A 19,394-nucleotide genomic window follows, 5' to 3' on the forward strand; every position below is an offset into this window, starting at 1 on the left:
ATCAATTTAGCTCCGCGAAGTGTAAAAGCCGTCACCAGCAGGGCACTTGACCGTCCCTGTCCGGAAACTAGTTGAACCTTCGACTTCACGGTGGGTCCGGAGGTCCCACGCGGAGGTGTCAGCGCCGCAGGCCGTCGGCTGCCGTCGCGGCGAGGGGTGCCGGGGTCGTGGCCCCGGCATCGGCCGGGGTGCCGCCGAGGGCGACGGTCATGTACCGCAGCATCGCCGCGTCGATGGGGTGGGGCTTCACCTGTCCCTGGTCGTCGAGGCGCTGGTACTTCATGAGGTTCCAGCCGAGCGCGGCCTGCCGGCGGCCGTCCTCGGTGGACAGCGCCCAGGTACCGGCACCGAAGACGCCGCCGTCGTGGCCCCAGTACCAGCGGCCGTCGGGCATCTTCAGCGTGTAGAGGCCGAGCCCGTAGCGGAACGTCACCTCACCGCCGGGCGGCGGCTCGTGCGCGGGCACCGTGGTCTTCATGGCGGCCAGTTCGGCGGGGCCGAGGAGCTTGCCGCCGAGGAGCTGGCGGTAGAAGGAGTTGAGGTCGTCCATGGTCGACACCAGCGACCCGGCCGGGCCGCACCAGGACATGTCGTAGACGCTGTAGTCGCGGGCGGGCTCGATCAGGCCGAGCCACGACTCGTACATCTTGGCGTGCGGGCCGGTCAGGAACGGGGTGCGCGGGAAGTAGGTGTGGCGCAGCCCGGCCTTGCGGATGACGTTGTGGGTGATGTACCGCGCGGGCTCCTGGCCCGTGACCTTGCGCAGCAGCAGCCCGGCGATCACGTAGTTGGTGTTGGAGTACGCGTGCGTGCCGCGTGGTGCCGGTGACGGGGCGGCGAGTCCGAGGCGTACCAGCTCCTCGGGGTCGAAGCGGTGGAACTGGCGGGCGTCGAGGGCCTTGCCCGGGTCCTCAAGGAGGCCGGGGAACGCGCCCAGTATGTGATCGCCGAGGCCACTGGTGTGGTTGAGGAGCATGCGGACCGTGATGGCCTGTCCGCGCTCGTCGGGTATCAGCTCGGGCAGGTAGCGGGCGATGGGCGCGTCGAGGTCGATGCGGCCCTTGGCCACCTGTTGGAGGATCGCGACGGCGGTGAAGGTCTTGGTGATGGAGCCGACCCGGTGCTCGTAGTGGGCGCGTACCGGGCGCTGGGTGGCGAGGTCGGCGGTCCCGGCGGCGCCCCGCCACGTCGACGAGCCGTCCCGTACGGCGGAGAACGTGCCGTACATGCCGGCCTGGTGGATCGCTTCGAGCGAGGCCCGCAGAGCCTTGCGGTCGAGACGCTGGCCGTGGTCCGGGCTGGACGCGGTGACGGCCGTGACGGCCGTGGTGGCCGTGGTGGCCGTGGGCGCGGCGTGGGCCGGAAGCGTACCGGCGGCCAGGGCGAGCAGGGCGGCGCTCGACACGAGCGCGGCGCGGCGGCGGGTGTGGCGGAGCGGGGAGGGTGCACGGCGAGTGGTGGGGTCCATGGGCCTTCCTGCACGGTCGACGGCGCACCGGTGTGTGCGCCGTCGACCATCCTCATGGCCCCGGCACGTCAAGTGCCTCAGCCCAGAGGCGGATTGGTGTCATGGGAACGCATGACATTTGTCAGTCCGGCCGGTCAGCCCGCCTTGTGGAACACCACCTCGGGATGGTCGGCGGACGGACCGTCCAGCAGTCCGCGGTCCACGCCCTTCAGGTGCAGGTCGAAGAAGGCCGTCATGTACGCCCGGGTGATCTCCTGTGACCGTTTGCCCGAAAGGGGCTCGTCCGGCGGCAGGAGGCCCAGTTGGTCCGCGAGGACCGGGGTGTCGGTGAAGGTGAAGTGGCCCGAGCCGGTGACGTTGATCCAGCGCTTCCAGCCGTCGAGCAGGGGCCAGTCCCGTACCCAGGAGCCGTCGTCGTCGCCGGTGCCCAGCATCATGAAGGGGCGGCCGCCCAGGCCCTCGGCGGGCACGGGTTCCATGAACGACCCGTCCATGTTGGCCCCGGCGAGCACCCGCTGGTCGCGGACCATGGTGGACATGGCGGAGGCGCCACCGACGGAGTGCCCGGCCATGCCGATGCTGGTGCGGTCGATCATGCGGGCGTGCCGCCAGGCGGGATTCCGGTCGGCGAGGAGCCGGTCGAGCAGGAAGGACACGTCCCGCGCCCGGCCCTTGGGCACCTCGCCGTACCTGCCCGGTCCGGTCTTCTCGCAGGCGACGCACGTCAGGAGCCGGCCGCCCGGGAAGGCCGTACCGACCGACTCGTAGGCGTGGTCGACGGTGGCGACGACGTACCCCCGGCTGGCCAGCTCCTCGGCGAGCAGGGTCAGGGTGGAGCGGTTGACGGTGAAGCCGGGCGAGAGGACCACGAGCGGGTACTTCCCGCGTACGGGCGCCGCGCCGGGGCGGGCGTTGGTGCGGGTGCCGCTGAGCGTCGCGGCGGACACCGCCCCGGTCAGCTCCCGGTCGTCGATGAAGGCTTGGGCCTCGCCCTTGGTCATGTAGGGCGCTGTGCGGCCGCCACCGGGCCGGGCGGGGTAGTACATCGACACCATCAGCTCCCGCGCCCCCGCCTCCTGGACCCAGGGGTCGGGACGGCTCTTGTCGACCAGGTGCAGGGTGTCACGCCCGACGGCGAACGCGCCGGTGGGTGCCGGAAGTTGGAGGCGTACGCGGGCGCTGTCGGCCGCCGGTGCCGGGGCCGTGCCGGGTGCCGCATGGGCGACGCCGGTGCCGAGCAGGGCGAGGGACAGGCCGAGTAACGCGGCGGCGGCGCCGCGAGGAATGCGGTTCATGCGGACGAGGCTAGGCAGGGGGTCCCGCCCTGGCGTCCCTCCACGAGCTGAACCACATGGGCCCCAGGAGGTAACCCGGTGTCCGACCGTGGACGGACACGGCGGTAAGAGTCTCGTAATGGTCCAACTCCTTCCGCCGGGGCGTCAGTTGTCAAAAGGTTGGTCGCATGCGATGGAGATCCCACTTCCTCACCCTGCTCACGCTCACTTCGGCGGCGCTCGCCACGGCCCCCGCCGCCCAGGCGGCACAGCCGACGGGCACGGGCGTGCCGACCTACACGTACGTCGACCTCGGGGTGCTCGGCACCAACAGGTACGGCGTCAGCGGCAGCGCCGGCGCGGACGTCAACAACGCGCGACAGGCCGTCGGCCACTCCACCACCACGGGGCCGTCCCGCCACGGGTTCACGTGGAAGGACGGGGCCATGACCGACCTGGTCCCGCTCCTGGACAGCCCGTACGCGGGCAGTTCCGCGAACGGCCTCAACGACGCCGGGGACGTCGTCGGGCACACGAACGTCACCTCCACCGACCCGTCCCACGCGTTCCTCCACCGCGACGGCGTCATGGTGGACCTGGGTACCGGGTACGGGCCGGGCAGCATGAGCAGCGCGGAGGACATCAACGCGGCCGGCCAGGTCGTCGGCGTCCGGTCGGTGACCGCGCAGGCACCCGACCGGGCGGCCCTCTGGGAGAACGGAACCATCCGGGACCTGGGCACGCTCGGCGGCCGGACCGATGCCGACTACGACACGGAGAGCATCGCCTACGCGATCAACGACGGCGGCCAGGTCGTCGGCGCCGCGCTGCCGGCGTCCGGGCACCCGCTGCACGGGTTCGTGTGGCAGGACGGCGTCATGCGCGACCTCGGGACGCTGGGCGGCAACGGCGAGGCCACCGAGGCCCGGGACATCAACAACGCCGGTCAGATCGTCGGCAACTCCCAGACCGCCGGCCTCCGTACGCACGCCTTCCTGTGGGAGCAAGGCGTGATGCGGGACCTCGGGGCGCTCGGCGGCAAGGACAACAGCAGCTACGCCTACGGGATCAACGACGGCGGCCAGGTGGTCGGCCTCTCCGGGCAGACGTCCGCGACACCGGCCCGGGCGTTCCTGTGGAACGGCGACAAGATGGTCGATCTGAACCACCGGGTGACGAACCTGCCCGCCGACGTGCTGCTCAGCAACGCCCAGGCGATCAACGACGACGGAACCATCGTCGGCACGACGTGCAGCTTCAACTGCCCCGCCGACAAGGCGACTCCGGTTCGTGCCTTCATGCTGGTACCCAACGGCTGACGGAGGTTGACCTCAAGAGCGGTTGAGGTTCTAGCGTCCTCCCCATGACGACGACAACGACCTCTCCCGCCCCCGCCAACCCCGCCGCCACCGACGAGGACCTCGCCTCGCAGCCCATCGGCTACTGGAGCGGCGTCGCCCACAAGGCGGTCATCACCCACATCCGTGACGCCATGGCCCGTGTGGACGTCACCCAGCCCCAGTGGTGGACGCTCAACCGGGTCGACGCCGGCGACGACGTCACCCGGGACGTCATCGTCGCCGGACTGGCCGACGTCGCGGACACCCCGCACGACGCCTCCCGCGCCGTGGACCACCTCCTCCACCGGGGCTGGCTGGCCCTCGACGCCGAGGGGCGACTGCGCCTCACCGACGAGGGCCGCGCCGCCAAGGCCCGGATCAAGGAGCTGGTGACCGGCATCCGGGCCCGGATCCACGACGGCATCACCGACGACGAGTACGTCGCCGCGCTGAAGGTGCTGCGCCGGATGATCGCCAACGTGGAGGCGGCGGCTACGCCCGCGTGAGCCGGTTCGCGAACGTCGACATGGTGTACGTACCGATGCCCATGACGACCTCCAGGGCGTTGCGTTCGGTGTAGCCGTGGGCGAGGAAGGCGGCCAGGTCCTCGTCCGGCACCTCGCCCGTCGTCGCGTGGACGACCTCGACGAACCGCCGTACCGCCTCCAGGCGTTCGTCGGGCAGCGGGGTGCCGTCGCGGAGGGCTTCCACGACCTCGGCATCGGCGCCCAGGGCGCGGAGCTTGCGGGTGTGGAGGTCGACGCAGACCTCGCAGCCGTTGCGCGTGGCGACGGTCATGATGACCGTCTCGCGGGCGATCGGGTCCAGGGTGGTGCGGTCGAACACGGCCGTGAGGGTCGTGAAGCCCTCCAGCAGTTCCGGGGAGGTCGCCATGCGGGCGACGGCCCGCGGGAGGCGGCCGCCCATGCGCTGCGAGACGGCTTCCATCACGGGGCGGGCGGCGGGCGGGGCGGAGTCCAGGGTGTGGTCGACGAACATGGCCGCTCCTAGGATGGACAACATGGTTGACGACAAGAAGGTAAACCAGGTTGTCGAACCGGGCAAGGGGAGCGGCAGGGGATACGAGCTGCCGCTCCTGCTCTTCGCCGGGTTCCGCACCCTCATCGACCGCCTCCACGCCGAACTCGCCCACCAGGGCCACCCCGACGTGCGGCCCGCGCACGGGTTCGCCATGCAGGCCATCGGGGCCGGCGGCGCGACCGCCAGCGAGGTGGGGCGGCGGCTCGGGGTGTCCAAGCAGGCCGCCGGCAAGACCGTCGACCGGCTCGTCGCCCTCGGGTACGCCGAGCGCGCCGACGACCCCGCCGACGCCCGCCGCAAGCTGGTCCGCCTCACCCCGCACGGCCTGGACGCCCTCGCCCGCTCGGCCGCGATCTTCGACGAACTGCACCGCGAGTGGGCCCAGGCCCTCGGGGCGGAACGGGTCCGCGACATGGAGGCCGCGCTCCGGACCGTCGTCCCGGCCGACGCCTTCCGGCTCGACGCGGCGGGGTGGCTGGGCGGGGCGTGAGGCACGGGCTGGCGAGCTGTCGCCACGGGCGTGTCGGCCCCCGCGTGCGTATCGTTTTCCGAGGCGGCTGCATGCGCTCACGCGGCAGCGGGGAGGAGCGCCACGATGACCGTCGTAGACGACGACAGGATCCACATGGCCGACAGCAACGACGGGCGGACCTTGGACGAGATGTTCGAGGCGCTCGAGCGGATGGGCGTCCCCGAGGGTTACAAGACCGAGATCGTCGGGGGGAACATCGCCATGTCGCCGCAGCGTCAGACTCACTGGCTGATCACGATGGACATCGTCGAACAGCTCCGAGTGAAATACCCCAGGCGGCGGCTGATGTCCGACGTCCGCATCGACTACCCCGGCCATCTCAACGGCTTCGCCACCGATGTGACGCTCATCGCCGACGGCGCGACGCTGAATCAAAAGGGCCTGTGGCGTTACGAGGACGTCCAGTTCGTCGCCGAGGTCATCTCCCGCAGCACCGGCATGAACGACTACGGCCCCAAGAAGGCCGCCTACGCCGAGGCCAGGGTGCCCGTCTACCTCATCGTCGACCCCTACACCGGCAGGTGCGTCCTCCACACCAACCCGAAGGGTGAGGAGTACACCGCGGACGCCCGGTTCGACTTCGGGGAGCCCATCGACCTCACCGACACCCCCGTCGGCCTCGTCCTCGACACCTCCGACTTCCCCCGCGACTGACGCGCGCCCCCACGCGCCGACCGCGCACCGCCCGGCGCGCCCTTGCTTCGAGGGCGCTCCAAGGCGTTGGCTGTACGTTCATGAAGTACACGCAGCTCGGACGCACCGGACTCAAGGTCAGCCGACTCGTCCTCGGCACGATGAACTTCGGGCCCCAGACCGACGAGGCCGGCAGTCACGCGATCATGAATGCCGCCATCGACGCGGGCATCAACTTCTTCGACACCGCCAACGTGTACGGCTGGGGCGAGAACAAGGGCCGTACGGAGGAGATCATCGGCTCCTGGTTCGCCCGTGGCGGCGACCGGGACAAGGTGGTGCTCGCCACCAAGGTGTACGGGAACATGGGAACCGACGGGCACGTATGGCCCAATCACGACCGGCTGTCGGCCGTGAACATCCGGCGGGCCGTCGAAGGCAGCCTCAAGCGCCTCAACACCGACTACATCGACCTCTACCAGTTCCACCACATCGACCGCCGCACTCCCTTCGAGGAGATCTGGCAGGCCATCGACGTGCTGATCCAGCAGGGGAAGATCCTCTACGCCGGGTCGTCGAACTTCCCCGGCTACAAGATCGCCCAGGCGAACGAGATCGCCGAGCGGCGCGGCATGGTCGGGCTCGTCAGCGAGCAGTGCCTGTACAACCTGGCCGAGCGCCGCGCCGAGATGGAGGTCATCCCGGCCGCGCAGGACTACGGCCTCGGCGTCATCCCGTGGTCGCCGCTGCACGGCGGGCTGCTCGGCGGGGTGATCAAGAAGGAGACCGAGGGGGCGCGCCGCACCAGCGGCCGGTCGGCGGACGCGCTCGCCAACACCGACGTACGCCTCCAGATCCAGGCGTACGAGGACCTCCTCGACAAGCACGGGCTCAAGCCGGGCGAGGCGGCCCTGGCATGGCTGCTGTCCCGGCCGGGGGTGACGGGGCCGATCGTCGGGCCGCGCACCGCCGAGCAGCTCGACTCCGCGCTGCGGGCGGTGGAGCTGGAGCTGTCGGACGAGGTCCTGACGGAGCTGGACGCGATCTTCCCGGGTCCGGGACCGTCACCCGAGGCGTTCGCCTGGTGACAGGCGCCGACGGGCGGCCGCCGCTCGGTCAGCCGAGCGCGGCCGCCACGGCGATGATCACGAACATCAGCACGAGTACACCGGCCATGATCCGGTTACGGGTCTTCGGGTCCACCCTTCGAGACTAGCTCGCCCGTCCCAGCGGCCAGGAACCGACCGTCTCGTAGCGCGGCCCCCGGCCCGCGTCGCCGCCCCCGCCGAGATTGCTGCGCACGAGGGCGAGCTCGGCGACCTCCCAGCGGGTGCCCTCGAAGTCCTGGAGCCGCTCGACGAACGGCCGCAGGTCGGCGGCGTCCGTGCGGCTGCGGGCGATCGTCAGGTGGGCCTGGTAGCGGCGGTGCTCGTCCATCGGGATGCCGGAGCGGCGGGCGGCGGCGTCCGCGCGTTCGGCGAGCAGCCGCATGTCGTCCAGCCCGCCCGCCGCGCCCGCCCACAGGACGCGGCGGCCGAACCGCCCGCCCCCGTGCACGCGCAGCGGGAAGGGCTCGGTGCGGTGGGCGGCGCGGGCGAGCCGGCCGCGCAGTTCCGGCAGCAGCCGCTCGTCCACCTCCCCCATGAACGCGAGTGTGAAGTGCCACCCGTCACGCCCCGCCCAGCGGAGCTCGTCGGCGCCCGGCAGGTGCTTCAACCGGTCCACCACGGCGGCGAGTTCATCGACGGCGACCCTGCTCGGCAGCACGGCAGCGAAAAGCCTCATACCGCGAGTCTGGCATGATCCGCGCGCCCTATTCTCGTCCGATGAACATGGGCGCGATGGAGATCAGGAAGGGCGGGGCCGACGACATCCCCGCGATACTCGGCATGCTGGACAGCGCCGTCGTCTGGCTCAACGAGCGGGGCATCACCGACCAGTGGGGCACCGAGCCGTGGTCGGCGAAGCCCCGGGCCGTGCGGCGGGTGCGCGAGACCGTCACGGACGGCATGCCGTGGATCGCCGAGATCGACGGCGTACCGGCCGGAACGCTGACGCTGACGCCGTACCCGGGCCCGGACGTCGCGCCCGCCGACGAACCGGAGCTGTACGTGCGCTTCCTGGCCACCGACATCCGCTTCCACGGGCGCGGCGTGGGCAGCGCGCTGCTGGCGCACGCGGTGGAGGAGACCCGGCGGCAGGGCGTCTCGCTGCTCCGCGTGGACTGCTTCGCGGGCAGCGAGGGGCGGCTCGTGGACTACTACGTACGCAACGGCTTCACTCCCACGGAGACCTTCACGGTCGGCGAGTGGAAGGGGCAGGTGCTGGCGCTGCGGGTGTGACCACGGACCCGCTACGCGGCCGTCGCCAGCTCCTCCCGCTGCACGAACCGCACGTGGGGGTGGCCCCGGCGCAGGTCGACCTTCAGCCGGAGGCCGCCCACCCGGGCCAGCACCAGGCCGATCACCACGGCGGCGGCCAGCGAGACGGCACCGCCCGTGGCGAAGCCGACGCGCGCGCCGTACGTGTCGGTGATCCAGCCCAGCAGGGGCGCGCCCAGCGGCGTACCGCCGACGAACACCATCATGTAGAGGCTCATCACCCGGCCGCGCATGACGGGGTCGGTCGCCATCTGGACGGAGGAGTTGGCGGTGACGTTCACCGTCAGGCCCAGCATGCCGATGGGGACCAGCAGCAGGGCGAAGAGCCAGAAGGCGGGGGAGAGCGCGGCGGCGATCTCCAGGACGCCGAAGGCCATCGCCGCGCCGACGAGCAGCCGCAGCCGCGAGGTGCCGCGCCGGGCGGAGAGCAGGGCCCCGGCGAGGGAGCCGACGGCCATCAGGGTGTTGAGGAAGCCGTACGTGCCCGGTCCGACGTGGAAGACGCCGTCGGCGAACGCGGTCAGCCAGATGGGGAAGTTGAAGCCGAACGTGCCGATGAAGCCGACGAGTGCGATCGGCCAGAGCAGCTCGGGGCGCCCGGCGACGTACCGCAGCCCCTCGCGCAACTGTCCCTTGCCGCGCGGGGCGCGCTCGACCTTGTGCAGCTCGCCGGTGCGCATCAGCGTCAGGGCGGTCAGCGGGGCGAGGAAGGACAGGCCGTTGACGAGGAAGGCCCAGCCGCTGCCCATGGAGGCGATCAGCAGGCCCGCGACGGCGGGGCCGACGAGCCGCGCCGACTGGAAGTTGGCGGAGTTCAGGCTGACGGCGTTGCGGAGCTGGGCCGGTCCGACCAGTTCGGAGACGAAGGACTGCCGGGTCGGGGTGTCGACGACGGTGACCATGCCGAGCAGGAACGCGATCAGGTAGACGTGCCAGACCTGGACGTGCCCGGAGAGGGTGAGGACGGCGAGGGCGAGACCGCACAGGCCGAGGGCGCCCTGGCTGAGCATCAGCAGGCGCCGCTTGGGGTAGCGGTCGGCGATGACACCCCCGTACAGGCCGAACAGCAGCATCGGCAGGAACTGGAGCGCCGTGGTGATACCGACGGCGGCGGCGGAGCCCGTGAGGCTGAGGACCAGCCAGTCCTGGGTGATGCGGGCCATCCAGGTGCCGGTGTTGGAGACGATGGCCCCGGTGAAGAAGAGCCGGTAGTTGCGGACCTTGAGGGAGGAGAAGGTCCCGGTGCGGGTGATGGTGTCGTCGGGCTTGTGTGCGGGTGCGGAGTCTGCTCCGTGTCCCGTACTCAAAAGGGTTCGCCTCCTCGTGTCGTACGTCCTACAGGTGCGCGAGCTTCTCCAGTACAGGAGCGGCGTCGCGCAGCTTTGCCCACTCGTCCTCGTCCAAACCTTCGGCGAGGGCGGCCAGCCAGGCGTTCCGCTTGCGGCGGGACTCCTCGAGCATGGCCTCGGCCGTCTCGGTCTGGGTGACGACCTTCTGCCGGCGGTCGTCGGGGTGCGGCTCCAGCCGGACCAGTCCCTTGGCTTCGAGCAGCGCGACGATGCGCGTCATCGACGGCGGCTGTACGTGCTCCTTGCGGGCCAGCTCACCGGGGGTGGCGGAACCGCAGCGGGCGAGGGTGCCGAGCACCGACATCTCGGTGGGGCTCAGCGATTCGTCGACGCGCTGGTGCTTGAGGCGTCGGCCCAGCCGCATGACGGCGGAGCGCAGGGCGTTCACGGCGGCTGCGTCAGCGGGGTCACCGTGGGAAAGGTCAGGCATGTATTTAGCGTAACTCATTACCCTGGCTAAATACCACCGGGTGGGCCGGGAGTGGTGCGGGTCACCCGTACGAGTGAGAGCAGGCCGGAAAGTGACGCGGCGGTCCGGGCGGGACGGCGACTCTGGGCGGCATGGGATCGACAGTGCTCAGCCTGCGGATAGACGGAGAGCTGCTCGACCGGGTCCGGCGCCATGCCGCCCGCAGCGGCATGAGCGTCCAGGACTACGTGGTCCGGACGCTGATCCGCGACGACTTCGACGAACGCTTCGAGGCGGCGGTCGACGAAACGAATCGCTTCTACGGCGCCCGCGGCGCGTGACGCCCTGGCGGGCGGTGCCGCCGCGGGGGCCCGCCGGGCCGGGGTGGTCGGCAGCTCCGCGCCGCGAGAGGGTCCCGGTGCCGCCCGCGGGCCGGGGCATGGCACCCGGGGCGTCCCCGCGCCCGGGCGGCGAGCGGAAGCGACGTCCGAGGCTTCGCGCCGCCGTGAGCCGGGCGCCGGACGTGCCGGCGCCCCGGCCCGGTGCGGTCAGTCGTCCCGTGGGGGCCCTGGACGAAGCCGCCGGGGAGGGACGGGTGGGCGCCACGGGACGGGGCGGTGCCCATGCCCGTGGGCACGAGGGCGGGGCCCACGCCCCGGTGGCCGGGCGGAGGGTTACGTGAGGCCCAGTGACGGCATCGTGTAGTAGAAGGCGAACACCGCCGAGACGACGTACATCGCCACCGGGACCTCGCGGCCGCGGCCGGCCGCCAACCGGAGCACGGTGAAGGCGATGAAGCCGATGCCGATGCCGTTGGTGATCGAGTACGTGAACGGCATCATCACCATCGCCAGGAACGCCGGCACCGCGATGGTGAAGTCGCTCCAGTCGATGTCCTTCACCGACCCGGCCAGGATCAGGAAGCCGACCGCCAGCAGGGCGGGGGTGGCCGCCTGGGACGGGACCATCGTGGCGAGCGGGGTGAGGAAGAGGGCCACCGAGAAGAGGCCGCCCGTGACGACGGACGCGAGGCCGGTGCGCGCACCCTCGCCGACGCCCGCCGTGGACTCGACGAAGCAGGTGGTGGCCGAGGAGGAGCTGGCGCCGCCGGAGGCGACGGCCAGGCCGTCCACGAGCAGCACCTTGTTGATGCCGGGGAAGTTGCCGTCCTTGTCCATCAGCTTCGCCTCGTCGCCGACGCCCAGGATCGTGCCCATCGCGTCGAAGAAGCAGGACAGCAGGACCGTGAAGACGAAGAGGCAGCCGGTCAGCAGGCCGACCTTCTCGAAGCCGCCGAACAGGCTGACCTGCCCGACCAGCCCGAAGTCGGGCGTGGCGACCGGGTTGCCGGGCCACTTGGGGGTGGTCAGGCCCCAGGAGGGGATGGTCGCGACCGCGTTGACGACCATCGCGACGATCGTCATGACGACGATCGAGATGAGGATCGCGCCCGGCACCTTCCGGATGATCAGCGCCAGGGTGAGCAGCGCGCCCAGCACGAAGACCAGGACCGGCCAGCCGGTGAGGTGACCGCTCGCGCCGAGCTGGAGCGGGACGGTGGTGTGGGCGGCGTCCGGGATGCGGGAGACGAAGCCGGAGTCGACCAGGCCGATCAGCATGATGAACAGGCCGATGCCGATGGCGATGCCCTTGCGCAGGCCGAGGGGTACGGCGTTCATCACCCGCTCCCGCAGGCCCGTGGCGACCAGCAGCATCACCACGACGCCGGCCAGCACGACCATGCCCATGGCGTCCGGCCACGACATGCGGGGCGCGAGCTGGAGGGCGACGACCGTGTTGACGCCGAGACCGGCCGCGAGGGCGATCGGGACGTTGCCGATGACGCCCATGAGCAGCGTCGAGAAGGCTGCGGTCAGCACGGTGGCGGTGACGAGCTGGCCACTGTCGAGCTGGTGCCCGTACATGTCCTTGGCGCTGCCGAGGATGATCGGGTTCAGCACGATGATGTAGGCCATCGCGAAGAAGGTCGCGAATCCGCCGCGTACCTCTCGGGCGACCGTGGAGCCACGCTCCGAGATCTTGAAGAAGCGGTCCAGGCGGCCGCTGGTCGGCTGCTGGGGCGACGGCGGCTGGGCGCCGGCGTCCACCAGCGCGGTGGCCGAGGAGGGCATGCGAAACCTCATGGTGCGGGGGCGGGGAAAGCGGCCATAACCGGTCGTGTTTGGTCGTTCACACGAAAGAAACCGGTCAGACACAAGACGTTTCAGTATGAACGCATCAGACGAAGATCGGTATCTCCGCGCGTAGAGCCAGTCGGCGGAAGGGGCACACCTACACTGTGCGCATGGCGAAGTGGACCCCCAAGCACGAGGCACCCGAACCCCTGGAGGGGCCGGTCGTCGCCACGATCACCGGCGGCACGATCATCTGGTTCGTCCTCTTCCTGGTGCAGGTCCCCTTCTACGGCTGGTTCGCCGACCGCGACCTCACCTGGTGGGTGTGGACCTGCCTCGCCGGCGGCGGGCTCGGACTGATCGGCGTCTGGTACGTCCGCAAGCGCGACGCGGCCCTCAAGCGCGCGGCGGCCGAGGCCGACAAGGGCTGACGCCCGGGCTGCCGTAGCACCACGGGACCATTCGCGTCGTACCAGGGGCGGATCTTCCCGCCGCTCGCCGTGTGCGGGCGCGGCGACGGCCGTACCGTCGGAAACATGACGCAGCGGGCGAAGATCGAGACCGGGCCCACCATCGACGCCGGGGCCGAACTCGACCCCGTACACCCCGTACCGCCACCCGTTCAGCACCGGCCGGCCGGGCTGACCGCCGCCGAGGTGGCCGAGCGGGTCGCGCGGGGCGAGGTCAACGACGTACCCGTACGCAGCTCCCGCTCCACCGTCGACATCGTCCGCGGCAACGTCTTCACCCGCTTCAACGCGATCATCGGCGTGCTGTGGGTGATCATGCTGATCGTCGCGCCGATCCAGGACAGCCTGTTCGGGTTCGTCATCCTCGCCAACACCGGTATCGGCATCATCCAGGAGCTGCGCGCCAAGAAGACCCTGGACTCCCTCGCCCTCATCGGCGAGGCCAAGCCCACCGTCCGGCGCGACGGGGTGTCGGCCGAGGTGCCGACGTCGGAGATCGTCCTCGGGGACTGCATCGAACTCGGGCCGGGCGACAAGGTCGTCGTCGACGGGGAGGTCGCCGAGGCGGACAACCTGGAGATCGACGAGTCGCTGCTCACCGGCGAGGCCGACCCGGTCCTGAAGAAGCGCGGCGACCAGGTGATGTCCGGCAGCTTCGTCGTCGCGGGCGGCGGGGCGTTCACCGCCACCAAGGTGGGGCGCGAGGCGTACGCCGCCCAGCTCGCCGAGGAGGCGTCCCGCTTCACGCTTGTCCACTCCGAGCTGCGCAGCGGCATCTCGACGATCCTCAAGTACGTGACGTGGATGATGGTCCCGACCGCGATCGGGCTCATCATCAGCCAGCTCGTCGTCAAGGACACCGACTTCAAGGAGTCGGTCGCCCGGACGGTCGGCGGCATCGTGCCGATGATCCCCGAGGGGCTCGTCCTGCTCACCTCCGTCGCCTTCGCGATCGGCGTCATCCGGCTGGGGCGCAAACAGTGCCTCGTGCAGGAGCTGCCCGCCATCGAGGGGCTCGCCCGGGTCGACGTCGTGTGCCTCGACAAGACCGGCACCCTCACCGAGGGCGGCATGGACGTCACCGAGCTGCGGACGCTGAACGGGTCGGACGAGGCGTACGTACGCAAGGTCCTCGGCGCGCTCGGCGAGTCCGACCCCCGCCCCAACGCCTCGCTCCAGGCGATCATCGACACGTACCCCGACAGCGACGACTGGCGGTGCACCCAGGCGCTGCCGTTCTCCTCCGCGCGCAAGTACAGCGGCGCCGCCTTCAGCGAGGGCGACGGACAGACCAGCACCTGGCTGCTGGGCGCGCCGGACGTGCTGCTTCCCGACGGCGACCCCGTGCTCGGCGAGACCGAGGACCTCAACCAGCAGGGCCTGCGGGTCCTGCTGCTCGCCCGGGTCAGCGGCGAACTGGACGACCCCGACGTCGCCGGGACCGCCGACGCCACCGCCCTCGTCGTCCTGGAGCAGCGGCTACGGCCCGACGCCGCCGACACCCTCGCCTACTTCGCCGACCAGAACGTCGCCGCCAAGGTCATCTCCGGCGACAACGCCGTCTCGGTCGGCGCGGTGGCCGGCAAGCTCGGCCTGCCCGGTGCCGAGCGGACGGTCGACGCGCGGCACCTGCCCGCCGAGCGCGAGGGGATGGCGACGGCCCTCGACGAAGGGACCGTCTTCGGGCGCGTCACCCCGCGGCAGAAGCGCGACATGGTCGGCGCGCTCCAGTCGCACGGGCACACGGTCGCGATGACCGGCGACGGCGTCAACGACGTCCTCGCCCTGAAGGACGCCGACATCGGCGTCTCCATGGGGTCCGGGTCGGAGGCGACGAAGGCCGTCGCCCAGATCGTGCTGCTCAACAACAGCTTCGCCACGCTGCCGTCGGTCGTCGCGGAGGGGCGCCGGGTCATCGGCAACATCACCCGCGTCGCCACGCTCTTCCTCACCAAGACGGTGTACTCGGTGCTGCTGGCGATCCTGGTGGTGTGCTCCCAGGTGGAGTACCCCTTCCTCCCCCGGCACCTGACGCTGCTGTCCACGCTCACCATCGGCGTCCCGGCGTTCTTCCTGGCGCTCGCCCCGAACAAGGAGCGCGCCAAGCCCCACTTCGTCCGCCGCGTCATGCGGTACGCCATCCCCGCCGGGATCGTCGCCGCCGCCGCCACCTTCGCCACCTACCTGCTGGCCCGCACCCACTACAGCGGACCGGGCGCGCTCGCGGCCGAGACCAGCGCGGCGACGCTGACGCTGTTCCTGGTGTCGCTGTGGGTGCTGGCGATCATCGCCCGCCCCTACACGTGGTGGCGGATCGGACTGGTCTCGGCGATGGGCGCCGGCTTCCTGCTGGTCCTCGTCGTGCCCTGGCTCCAGGACTTCTTCGCGCTGCGCCTGGTGGGGACGACGATGCCGTGGGCGGCCGTGGCCATCGCGGCGATGGGCGCCGCGCTCGTGGAGCTGGCCTGGCGGGTGGTGGAGCGGCGCTTCCCGGCGCGATAGGCCGGCGGGGCGTGCCCTTGCCGAAGGAAGGGTGGGTGCCCCCGTCGAAGGGAGGGGAGCGCCGGACCACGTGGCCCGGGCACGATCCGCCGGACACGGCCTAGGCGGGCGGCGGGCTCTCCGGCAGGGGCGCGGGCTGCGTGGCCCGGCGAGTGGCGGCCCAGTCGCGCAGCTCCGTCACCGCGATCGCCTCGATCTCCTCCAGCAGGCGTCCCCGCACGGCCTCGTCCCGCTCCGCCTCGGGTACCACCGTGTAGCGCCGGACGGCCAGGCGCAGACGCGTCCACGCCTCCGCGGCGACGACGTACCGCTCAAGGTGGTTGAAGACCTGGCGGAATCCCCCGAGGAGGACGGTGACCCCGGCCGTGACGGCCGTGACGGCGGCGGGTGCCTGGAGCCCGGCGGCCGCCACGGTGCCGGCTCCGCTGATCAGGGCGGTCACCTCGACCGTCTGGTGCCATCGGCGCGAGCGGTCACGGATGCGCGCGTACCAGGCCATGTCCTCGTACGCGCGCGCCAGCAGAGGATCGTCGGAAGCCTGCGCCTCGGGCTGGGTTCGTCTCCGTATCCGCACCCGACCATGCTGCACCGCCAGGGCGATCACGGGCGGGGTTTTCCCCGAACAGTGGGGAACGGCCGGCCCCACCGGATGCGGCCCGGGCGGGGGTCAGTCGAACCAGCGGTCGCGGGCCAGTTCGGCCGTGCGGGAGGGGTCCTCCAGGAGCGCCGCGACCTCGAAGCGGCGCGGCCACTGGCCCGCCGCCCAGGCCAGGCCCGCCGCGACGCCCTCCAGGGTGGCGGCGTGGACGACCCCGTCCGGGGTACGGCGCCAGTCCAGTTCGACGCCGCCCGCCCGCAACTCCTCGTGCTCGACGTACGTCGCGGGCGTACCCGCCCCGAGCAGGGCGTGCACCGACTCGGGTACGTCGTGCTCCTCGCCCTCCGTCGTCACCTCCGCCTCGACCTCCTCGCTCAGCCGCCGGACCTGGAACAGCTCCGCCAGGTCCGCCGCCCGCGCCGGGGCCACCGGCAGCAGGGAGCGGCCCTCGGCGAGCGGCAGCAGGTCGGGCGCGTCGGCGACGAACGCGTCCGCCGCGTCCACCACCCGCACCGCGCCGTCGACCACCGCGCGAAGCCGGTCGGGCAGGGTGACCTGCTCGGGGTCGAGGTCGGCGAGCCTGGTGTACAGGCCGTGCAGTTGCGCGGCGGTCACCTCGCGCTCCGGGTCGGCGAGCCGCGCCAGCAGTTCGGCCGCGCCGCCCGGTTCGTCGAGGAGCGCGGCGACGGTGGTGCGGACGCCCAGGGCGTGCAGCACCTGCGGGTCCCGGAAGCCCGTCGCGATGTCGGCCGAGTCGTACAGCCCCTCCAGCAGCGGGTCCGCCCCGGCGGCGCGCAGCCCGGCCGGGCGGCGCCCGTCCAGCACCGGGTGATCGCGCAGCCACCAGGCGGTGTACGGGCGGACCGTCCCGGTCGTACCGTCCGGCAGCAGGACGCGCACCGGCTGGGTGAGCGCGTCGCGCAGCGGCGGCTGGGCGAGCAGGGCCAGCGCCTCGGGCCAGGCGTCGTCGTCGACCAGGTCCAGGTCCCGCACGGCGACGATCTCGGTCGCGACGGGCGGCACCGGCGTCTCGGGCAGTTGGTCCAGGACGTCCTCGCACCACACGTCGACGGCGTCCAGCAGCCCGGCGTCGTCCGGCTCGGCGAAGTCCCCTTCGCGAGGCTCCAGTTCGTCCGGGTCCAGGACGACGTCCGTGGCCCGTACGAGGGCGAAGTTCGCGAGCACCCCGCACGCGGCGAGCGGCTGCTCGCCCCACCTCTCGGCCAACTCGGCGTCGACCGGCGCGAGTTCGTCCTCACGCATCACCGAGGCGAACGGGCTGCCGGGCAGCACCAGTTCACCGGCGGGCGCGAGCTCACCCTCCTCGTCGGGCAGGGCGAGCGCGCCCAGCCACGGCTCGTCGCCCGGTTCCAGACCTGCGTCCCGTACGAGGGTGAGGACCGTCTCGGCCAGCTCGTCCGCGTCCAGCCCGTCCTCGTCCCACACGTCACCCCCGTCGAGGGACGCGGCCACGGCGGCCCGCACCTGCGGCGTGGTGAGCACGGCGCGCGGGGTGGCGGGCAGGGCGCCGAGCTTCTCCAGGATGGGGTGGGCGGCGTCCGGGTGGGCGACCTTCAGGCCCAGCCGGGTCAGGTCCGTGGGCGTGTCCGGCAGCGGCAGCAGGACGTGCCGGGGGCCGATCGCGGTACGGCCGCCGACGAGCGGCACGGGCAGGCCGGTCAGCCGGTCGGGGTCGACGCCGGCGAGCGACTCGTACAGCTTGTGCCACCACTCGGGGCTGCGCTCGGTGCCCGCCAGCCGGTCGATGGCGTCGCCGAGGGGGAGCCGGGCCACGCCGAGGGCCCGCAGCTCGGTACGGCGCTCCAGACCGGCGGGCAGCAGCGTCGGCAGGACCTCCGCCAGGACGCGTACGGTGTCGGCGCCCGCGCCCTCGACGACCTCCGCCTCGAACGGGCGCAGCGCGTGGAGCTCCTCCGTGGCCGCCGCCGGTGCCAGGAACGCCACGCGCGGCAGCAGTTCCAGGACGGCGGCGCGGATCGCGCCGTCCAGGACGCCCTTGCCGAGCGGCCCCGGCACCAGGTCGATCGTCCCGGTCGACACGGGCCGCCACTCGGCCAGCAGTTCGGCGTACGCGTCGGCGGCGCGCCCGACCAGGAAGTCGGTGAGCGGCCCGGGCGCGGGGTGGCGGCGGGTGGTGTCCAGCGGGAAGGTCGCGATGAGCAGGGCCGGGATGCCGAGCGGCTCGTCGGTGGGCGTCGGGGCGTGCACCACGGGCGCGGTACGGGGACGGGCGGGCGCGCCCTCGTCGTCCACGGGGACGGCCCAGGTGACCGCCCAGTGCGGGCGCAGCCGCTCCTCGACGGGCCGGTCCTTGAGCAGGCCGGGCTCGATGGCGCCCTGGTGGGTGACGGTCCGCCAGCGGCGGGTGCCCCCGTCCGTGTCGTCGACGTGGACGTACCCGTCCCGCTGCGTACGCGTGAGGGTCCGTGTGCCCTTCAGGGTCTCCACGACGACCTCGGTGAGCCCCGGCAGGGTCAGCAGCAGGGCGTCGTCGATCCCGGCGAGCAGCCGTTCGGCCAGGTCCACGGCGGCGGCGTCCCGCAGCGGCAGGATCACCACCGTGTCGTAGCCCTCGGGCGCGGTGCCCTCGGCGGGCAGCGGGAGCCGCAGCAGCGGTACGTGGCCGTCGCGGCGGCGCAGCTCGTCGCCCAGGCCGGGGCTGGCCTGCGCGGCCTGGGCGGCCATCTCGCGGGCCTCGCGCAGCGACCACCGCACGCCCCCGTGCCGGCCCACGATCGCCGGCTCGTCGCTGACGGCCAGCACGGCGGCGAACCCGACGCCGAAGCGGCCGACCGCGCCCTCGTGGCCCTCGCGCTTGGCGGACGCGCGCAGCGTGCTGAGCGACTCGACGCCGGTCGCGTCCAGCGGGGCGCCGGTGTTGGCGGCCGCGAGGACGGCGGGGCCGTCGCCGTCGGCCGGGTGCAGCGTGAGCCTCAGCCGTCCCGGGACGCCCGCGCGGGCGGCGGCGTCGGCGGCGTTCTGGGCGAGCTCCACGACCAGCCGGTCGCGGTACCCGCCGAGCGCCAGGTCCTCCTCCGCGTTGGCGTCCTCCCGGAACCTCGCGGGCCCGGCGCCCCACGCGTCGAGCACCCCGCGCCGCAGCCGTGCGGTGCCGAACGGGTCGGCCCCCTCGGTCGCCGTCGCCCTCACGCTCACGTGTCGCTCCGCTCTCTCGCCCTGCGTTTGCTCCGGGGCCCGAAGGTACCGCGTCGACGGGACGCCGGGTCCGGGGCCCGCCCCG

18 protein-coding genes are annotated in these 19,394 nt (G+C 72.2%); 9 read left to right on the plus strand and 9 right to left on the minus strand.

The window, feature by feature from the left end; genetic code table 11:
- Positions 1-118 precede the first annotated feature (118 nt).
- On the minus strand, positions 119-1,468 hold the full coding sequence (locus tag ACZ46W_RS20740) for a serine hydrolase domain-containing protein (protein ID WP_468339500.1): 1,350 nt from the start codon (positions 1,466-1,468) through the stop codon (positions 119-121).
- A 134-nt stretch (positions 1,469-1,602) separates the two neighbouring features.
- The gene (locus ACZ46W_RS20745) at positions 1,603-2,763 is read right to left on the minus strand and encodes an alpha/beta hydrolase family protein (RefSeq protein WP_468339502.1); all 1,161 of its coding nucleotides are present in this window, start codon (positions 2,761-2,763) and stop codon (positions 1,603-1,605) included.
- Between the two features lie 167 nt (positions 2,764-2,930).
- Here ACZ46W_RS20745 and ACZ46W_RS20750 point away from each other — a divergent pair, with 167 nt between their 5' ends.
- Positions 2,931-4,061 (plus strand): DUF3466 family protein, encoded by a 1,131-nt coding sequence (locus ACZ46W_RS20750; protein WP_468339504.1) that lies wholly within the window; start codon positions 2,931-2,933, stop codon positions 4,059-4,061.
- A 44-nt stretch (positions 4,062-4,105) separates the two neighbouring features.
- Positions 4,106-4,588 carry a MarR family winged helix-turn-helix transcriptional regulator gene (locus ACZ46W_RS20755; protein ID WP_468339506.1) on the plus strand — a complete coding sequence of 161 codons (483 nt, stop codon included), beginning with the start codon at positions 4,106-4,108 and terminating at the stop codon, positions 4,586-4,588.
- Here ACZ46W_RS20755 and ACZ46W_RS20760 read toward each other — a convergent pair.
- The gene (locus ACZ46W_RS20760) at positions 4,575-5,081 is read right to left on the minus strand and encodes a carboxymuconolactone decarboxylase family protein (protein WP_468339508.1); all 507 of its coding nucleotides are present in this window, start codon (positions 5,079-5,081) and stop codon (positions 4,575-4,577) included. The genes ACZ46W_RS20755 and ACZ46W_RS20760 overlap by 14 nt on opposite strands.
- A 22-nt stretch (positions 5,082-5,103) precedes the next feature.
- Here ACZ46W_RS20760 and ACZ46W_RS20765 point away from each other — a divergent pair, with 22 nt between their 5' ends.
- The 3 genes from ACZ46W_RS20765 (at position 5,104) to ACZ46W_RS20775 (ending at position 7,376) form a co-directional block, all read left to right on the plus strand.
- Positions 5,104-5,613: a MarR family winged helix-turn-helix transcriptional regulator gene (locus ACZ46W_RS20765; protein WP_468339510.1), complete on the plus strand. Its 510-nt coding sequence runs from the start codon at positions 5,104-5,106 to the stop codon at positions 5,611-5,613.
- 105 nt (positions 5,614-5,718) lie between these two features.
- Complete coding sequence (locus ACZ46W_RS20770) at positions 5,719-6,309, plus strand: Uma2 family endonuclease (protein ID WP_468339512.1); 591 nt, start codon at positions 5,719-5,721, stop codon at positions 6,307-6,309.
- 80 nt (positions 6,310-6,389) lie between these two features.
- Complete coding sequence (locus tag ACZ46W_RS20775; RefSeq protein ID WP_468339514.1) at positions 6,390-7,376, plus strand: aldo/keto reductase; 987 nt, start codon at positions 6,390-6,392, stop codon at positions 7,374-7,376.
- 124 nt (positions 7,377-7,500) lie between these two features.
- Here ACZ46W_RS20775 and thpR read toward each other — a convergent pair whose 3' ends face one another.
- A complete protein-coding gene (thpR, locus tag ACZ46W_RS20780; protein ID WP_468339516.1) occupies positions 7,501-8,073 on the minus strand; it encodes an RNA 2',3'-cyclic phosphodiesterase in 573 nt (190 codons plus the stop codon).
- A gap of 41 nt (positions 8,074-8,114) precedes the next feature.
- Between thpR and ACZ46W_RS20785 the strand changes: the two genes are divergently transcribed.
- Positions 8,115-8,630 carry a GNAT family N-acetyltransferase gene (locus ACZ46W_RS20785; RefSeq protein WP_468339518.1) on the plus strand — a complete coding sequence of 172 codons (516 nt, stop codon included), beginning with the start codon at positions 8,115-8,117 and terminating at the stop codon, positions 8,628-8,630.
- An 11-nt stretch (positions 8,631-8,641) separates the two neighbouring features.
- Here the strand turns inward: ACZ46W_RS20785 and ACZ46W_RS20790 are convergent, their stop codons facing one another.
- Together ACZ46W_RS20790 and ACZ46W_RS20795 are read right to left on the minus strand one after the other, a co-directional pair.
- Positions 8,642-9,976 (minus strand): MFS transporter, encoded by a 1,335-nt coding sequence (locus ACZ46W_RS20790; protein ID WP_468339520.1) that lies wholly within the window; start codon positions 9,974-9,976, stop codon positions 8,642-8,644.
- Positions 9,977-10,004: 28 nt separating this feature from the next.
- Positions 10,005-10,448, minus strand: coding sequence for a MarR family winged helix-turn-helix transcriptional regulator (locus ACZ46W_RS20795; RefSeq protein ID WP_468339522.1), 444 nt, complete (start codon positions 10,446-10,448; stop codon positions 10,005-10,007).
- 131 nt (positions 10,449-10,579) lie between these two features.
- On the opposite strand from ACZ46W_RS20795, the gene ACZ46W_RS20800 reads away from it, so the two are divergent.
- Entirely contained in the window at positions 10,580-10,768 is a 189-nt protein-coding gene (locus ACZ46W_RS20800) for a ribbon-helix-helix protein, CopG family (RefSeq protein WP_468339524.1), read from the plus strand.
- Between the two features lie 333 nt (positions 10,769-11,101).
- Here the strand turns inward: ACZ46W_RS20800 and ACZ46W_RS20805 are convergent, their stop codons facing one another.
- Entirely contained in the window at positions 11,102-12,559 is a 1,458-nt protein-coding gene (locus tag ACZ46W_RS20805; RefSeq protein WP_468339526.1) for an NCS2 family permease, read from the minus strand.
- A 173-nt stretch (positions 12,560-12,732) separates the two neighbouring features.
- On the opposite strand from ACZ46W_RS20805, the gene ACZ46W_RS20810 reads away from it, so the two are divergent.
- Both ACZ46W_RS20810 and ACZ46W_RS20815 read left to right on the plus strand, forming a co-directional pair.
- Positions 12,733-12,993: a DUF2530 domain-containing protein gene (locus ACZ46W_RS20810; RefSeq protein WP_468339528.1), complete on the plus strand. Its 261-nt coding sequence runs from the start codon at positions 12,733-12,735 to the stop codon at positions 12,991-12,993.
- A gap of 105 nt (positions 12,994-13,098) precedes the next feature.
- Positions 13,099-15,534 carry an HAD-IC family P-type ATPase gene (locus tag ACZ46W_RS20815; RefSeq protein ID WP_468339530.1) on the plus strand — a complete coding sequence of 812 codons (2,436 nt, stop codon included), beginning with the start codon at positions 13,099-13,101 and terminating at the stop codon, positions 15,532-15,534.
- A 100-nt stretch (positions 15,535-15,634) separates the two neighbouring features.
- Here ACZ46W_RS20815 and ACZ46W_RS20820 read toward each other — a convergent pair whose 3' ends face one another.
- Positions 15,635-16,108 (minus strand): SLATT domain-containing protein, encoded by a 474-nt coding sequence (locus tag ACZ46W_RS20820; RefSeq protein WP_468339532.1) that lies wholly within the window; start codon positions 16,106-16,108, stop codon positions 15,635-15,637.
- A 93-nt stretch (positions 16,109-16,201) separates the two neighbouring features.
- Positions 16,202-19,303 carry a sacsin N-terminal ATP-binding-like domain-containing protein gene (locus tag ACZ46W_RS20825; RefSeq protein ID WP_468339858.1) on the minus strand — a complete coding sequence of 1,034 codons (3,102 nt, stop codon included), beginning with the start codon at positions 19,301-19,303 and terminating at the stop codon, positions 16,202-16,204.
- Positions 19,304-19,394: the final 91 nt, after the last annotated feature.

The sequence above is a fragment of the Streptomyces sp. NPDC031064 genome (assembly GCF_055570965.1).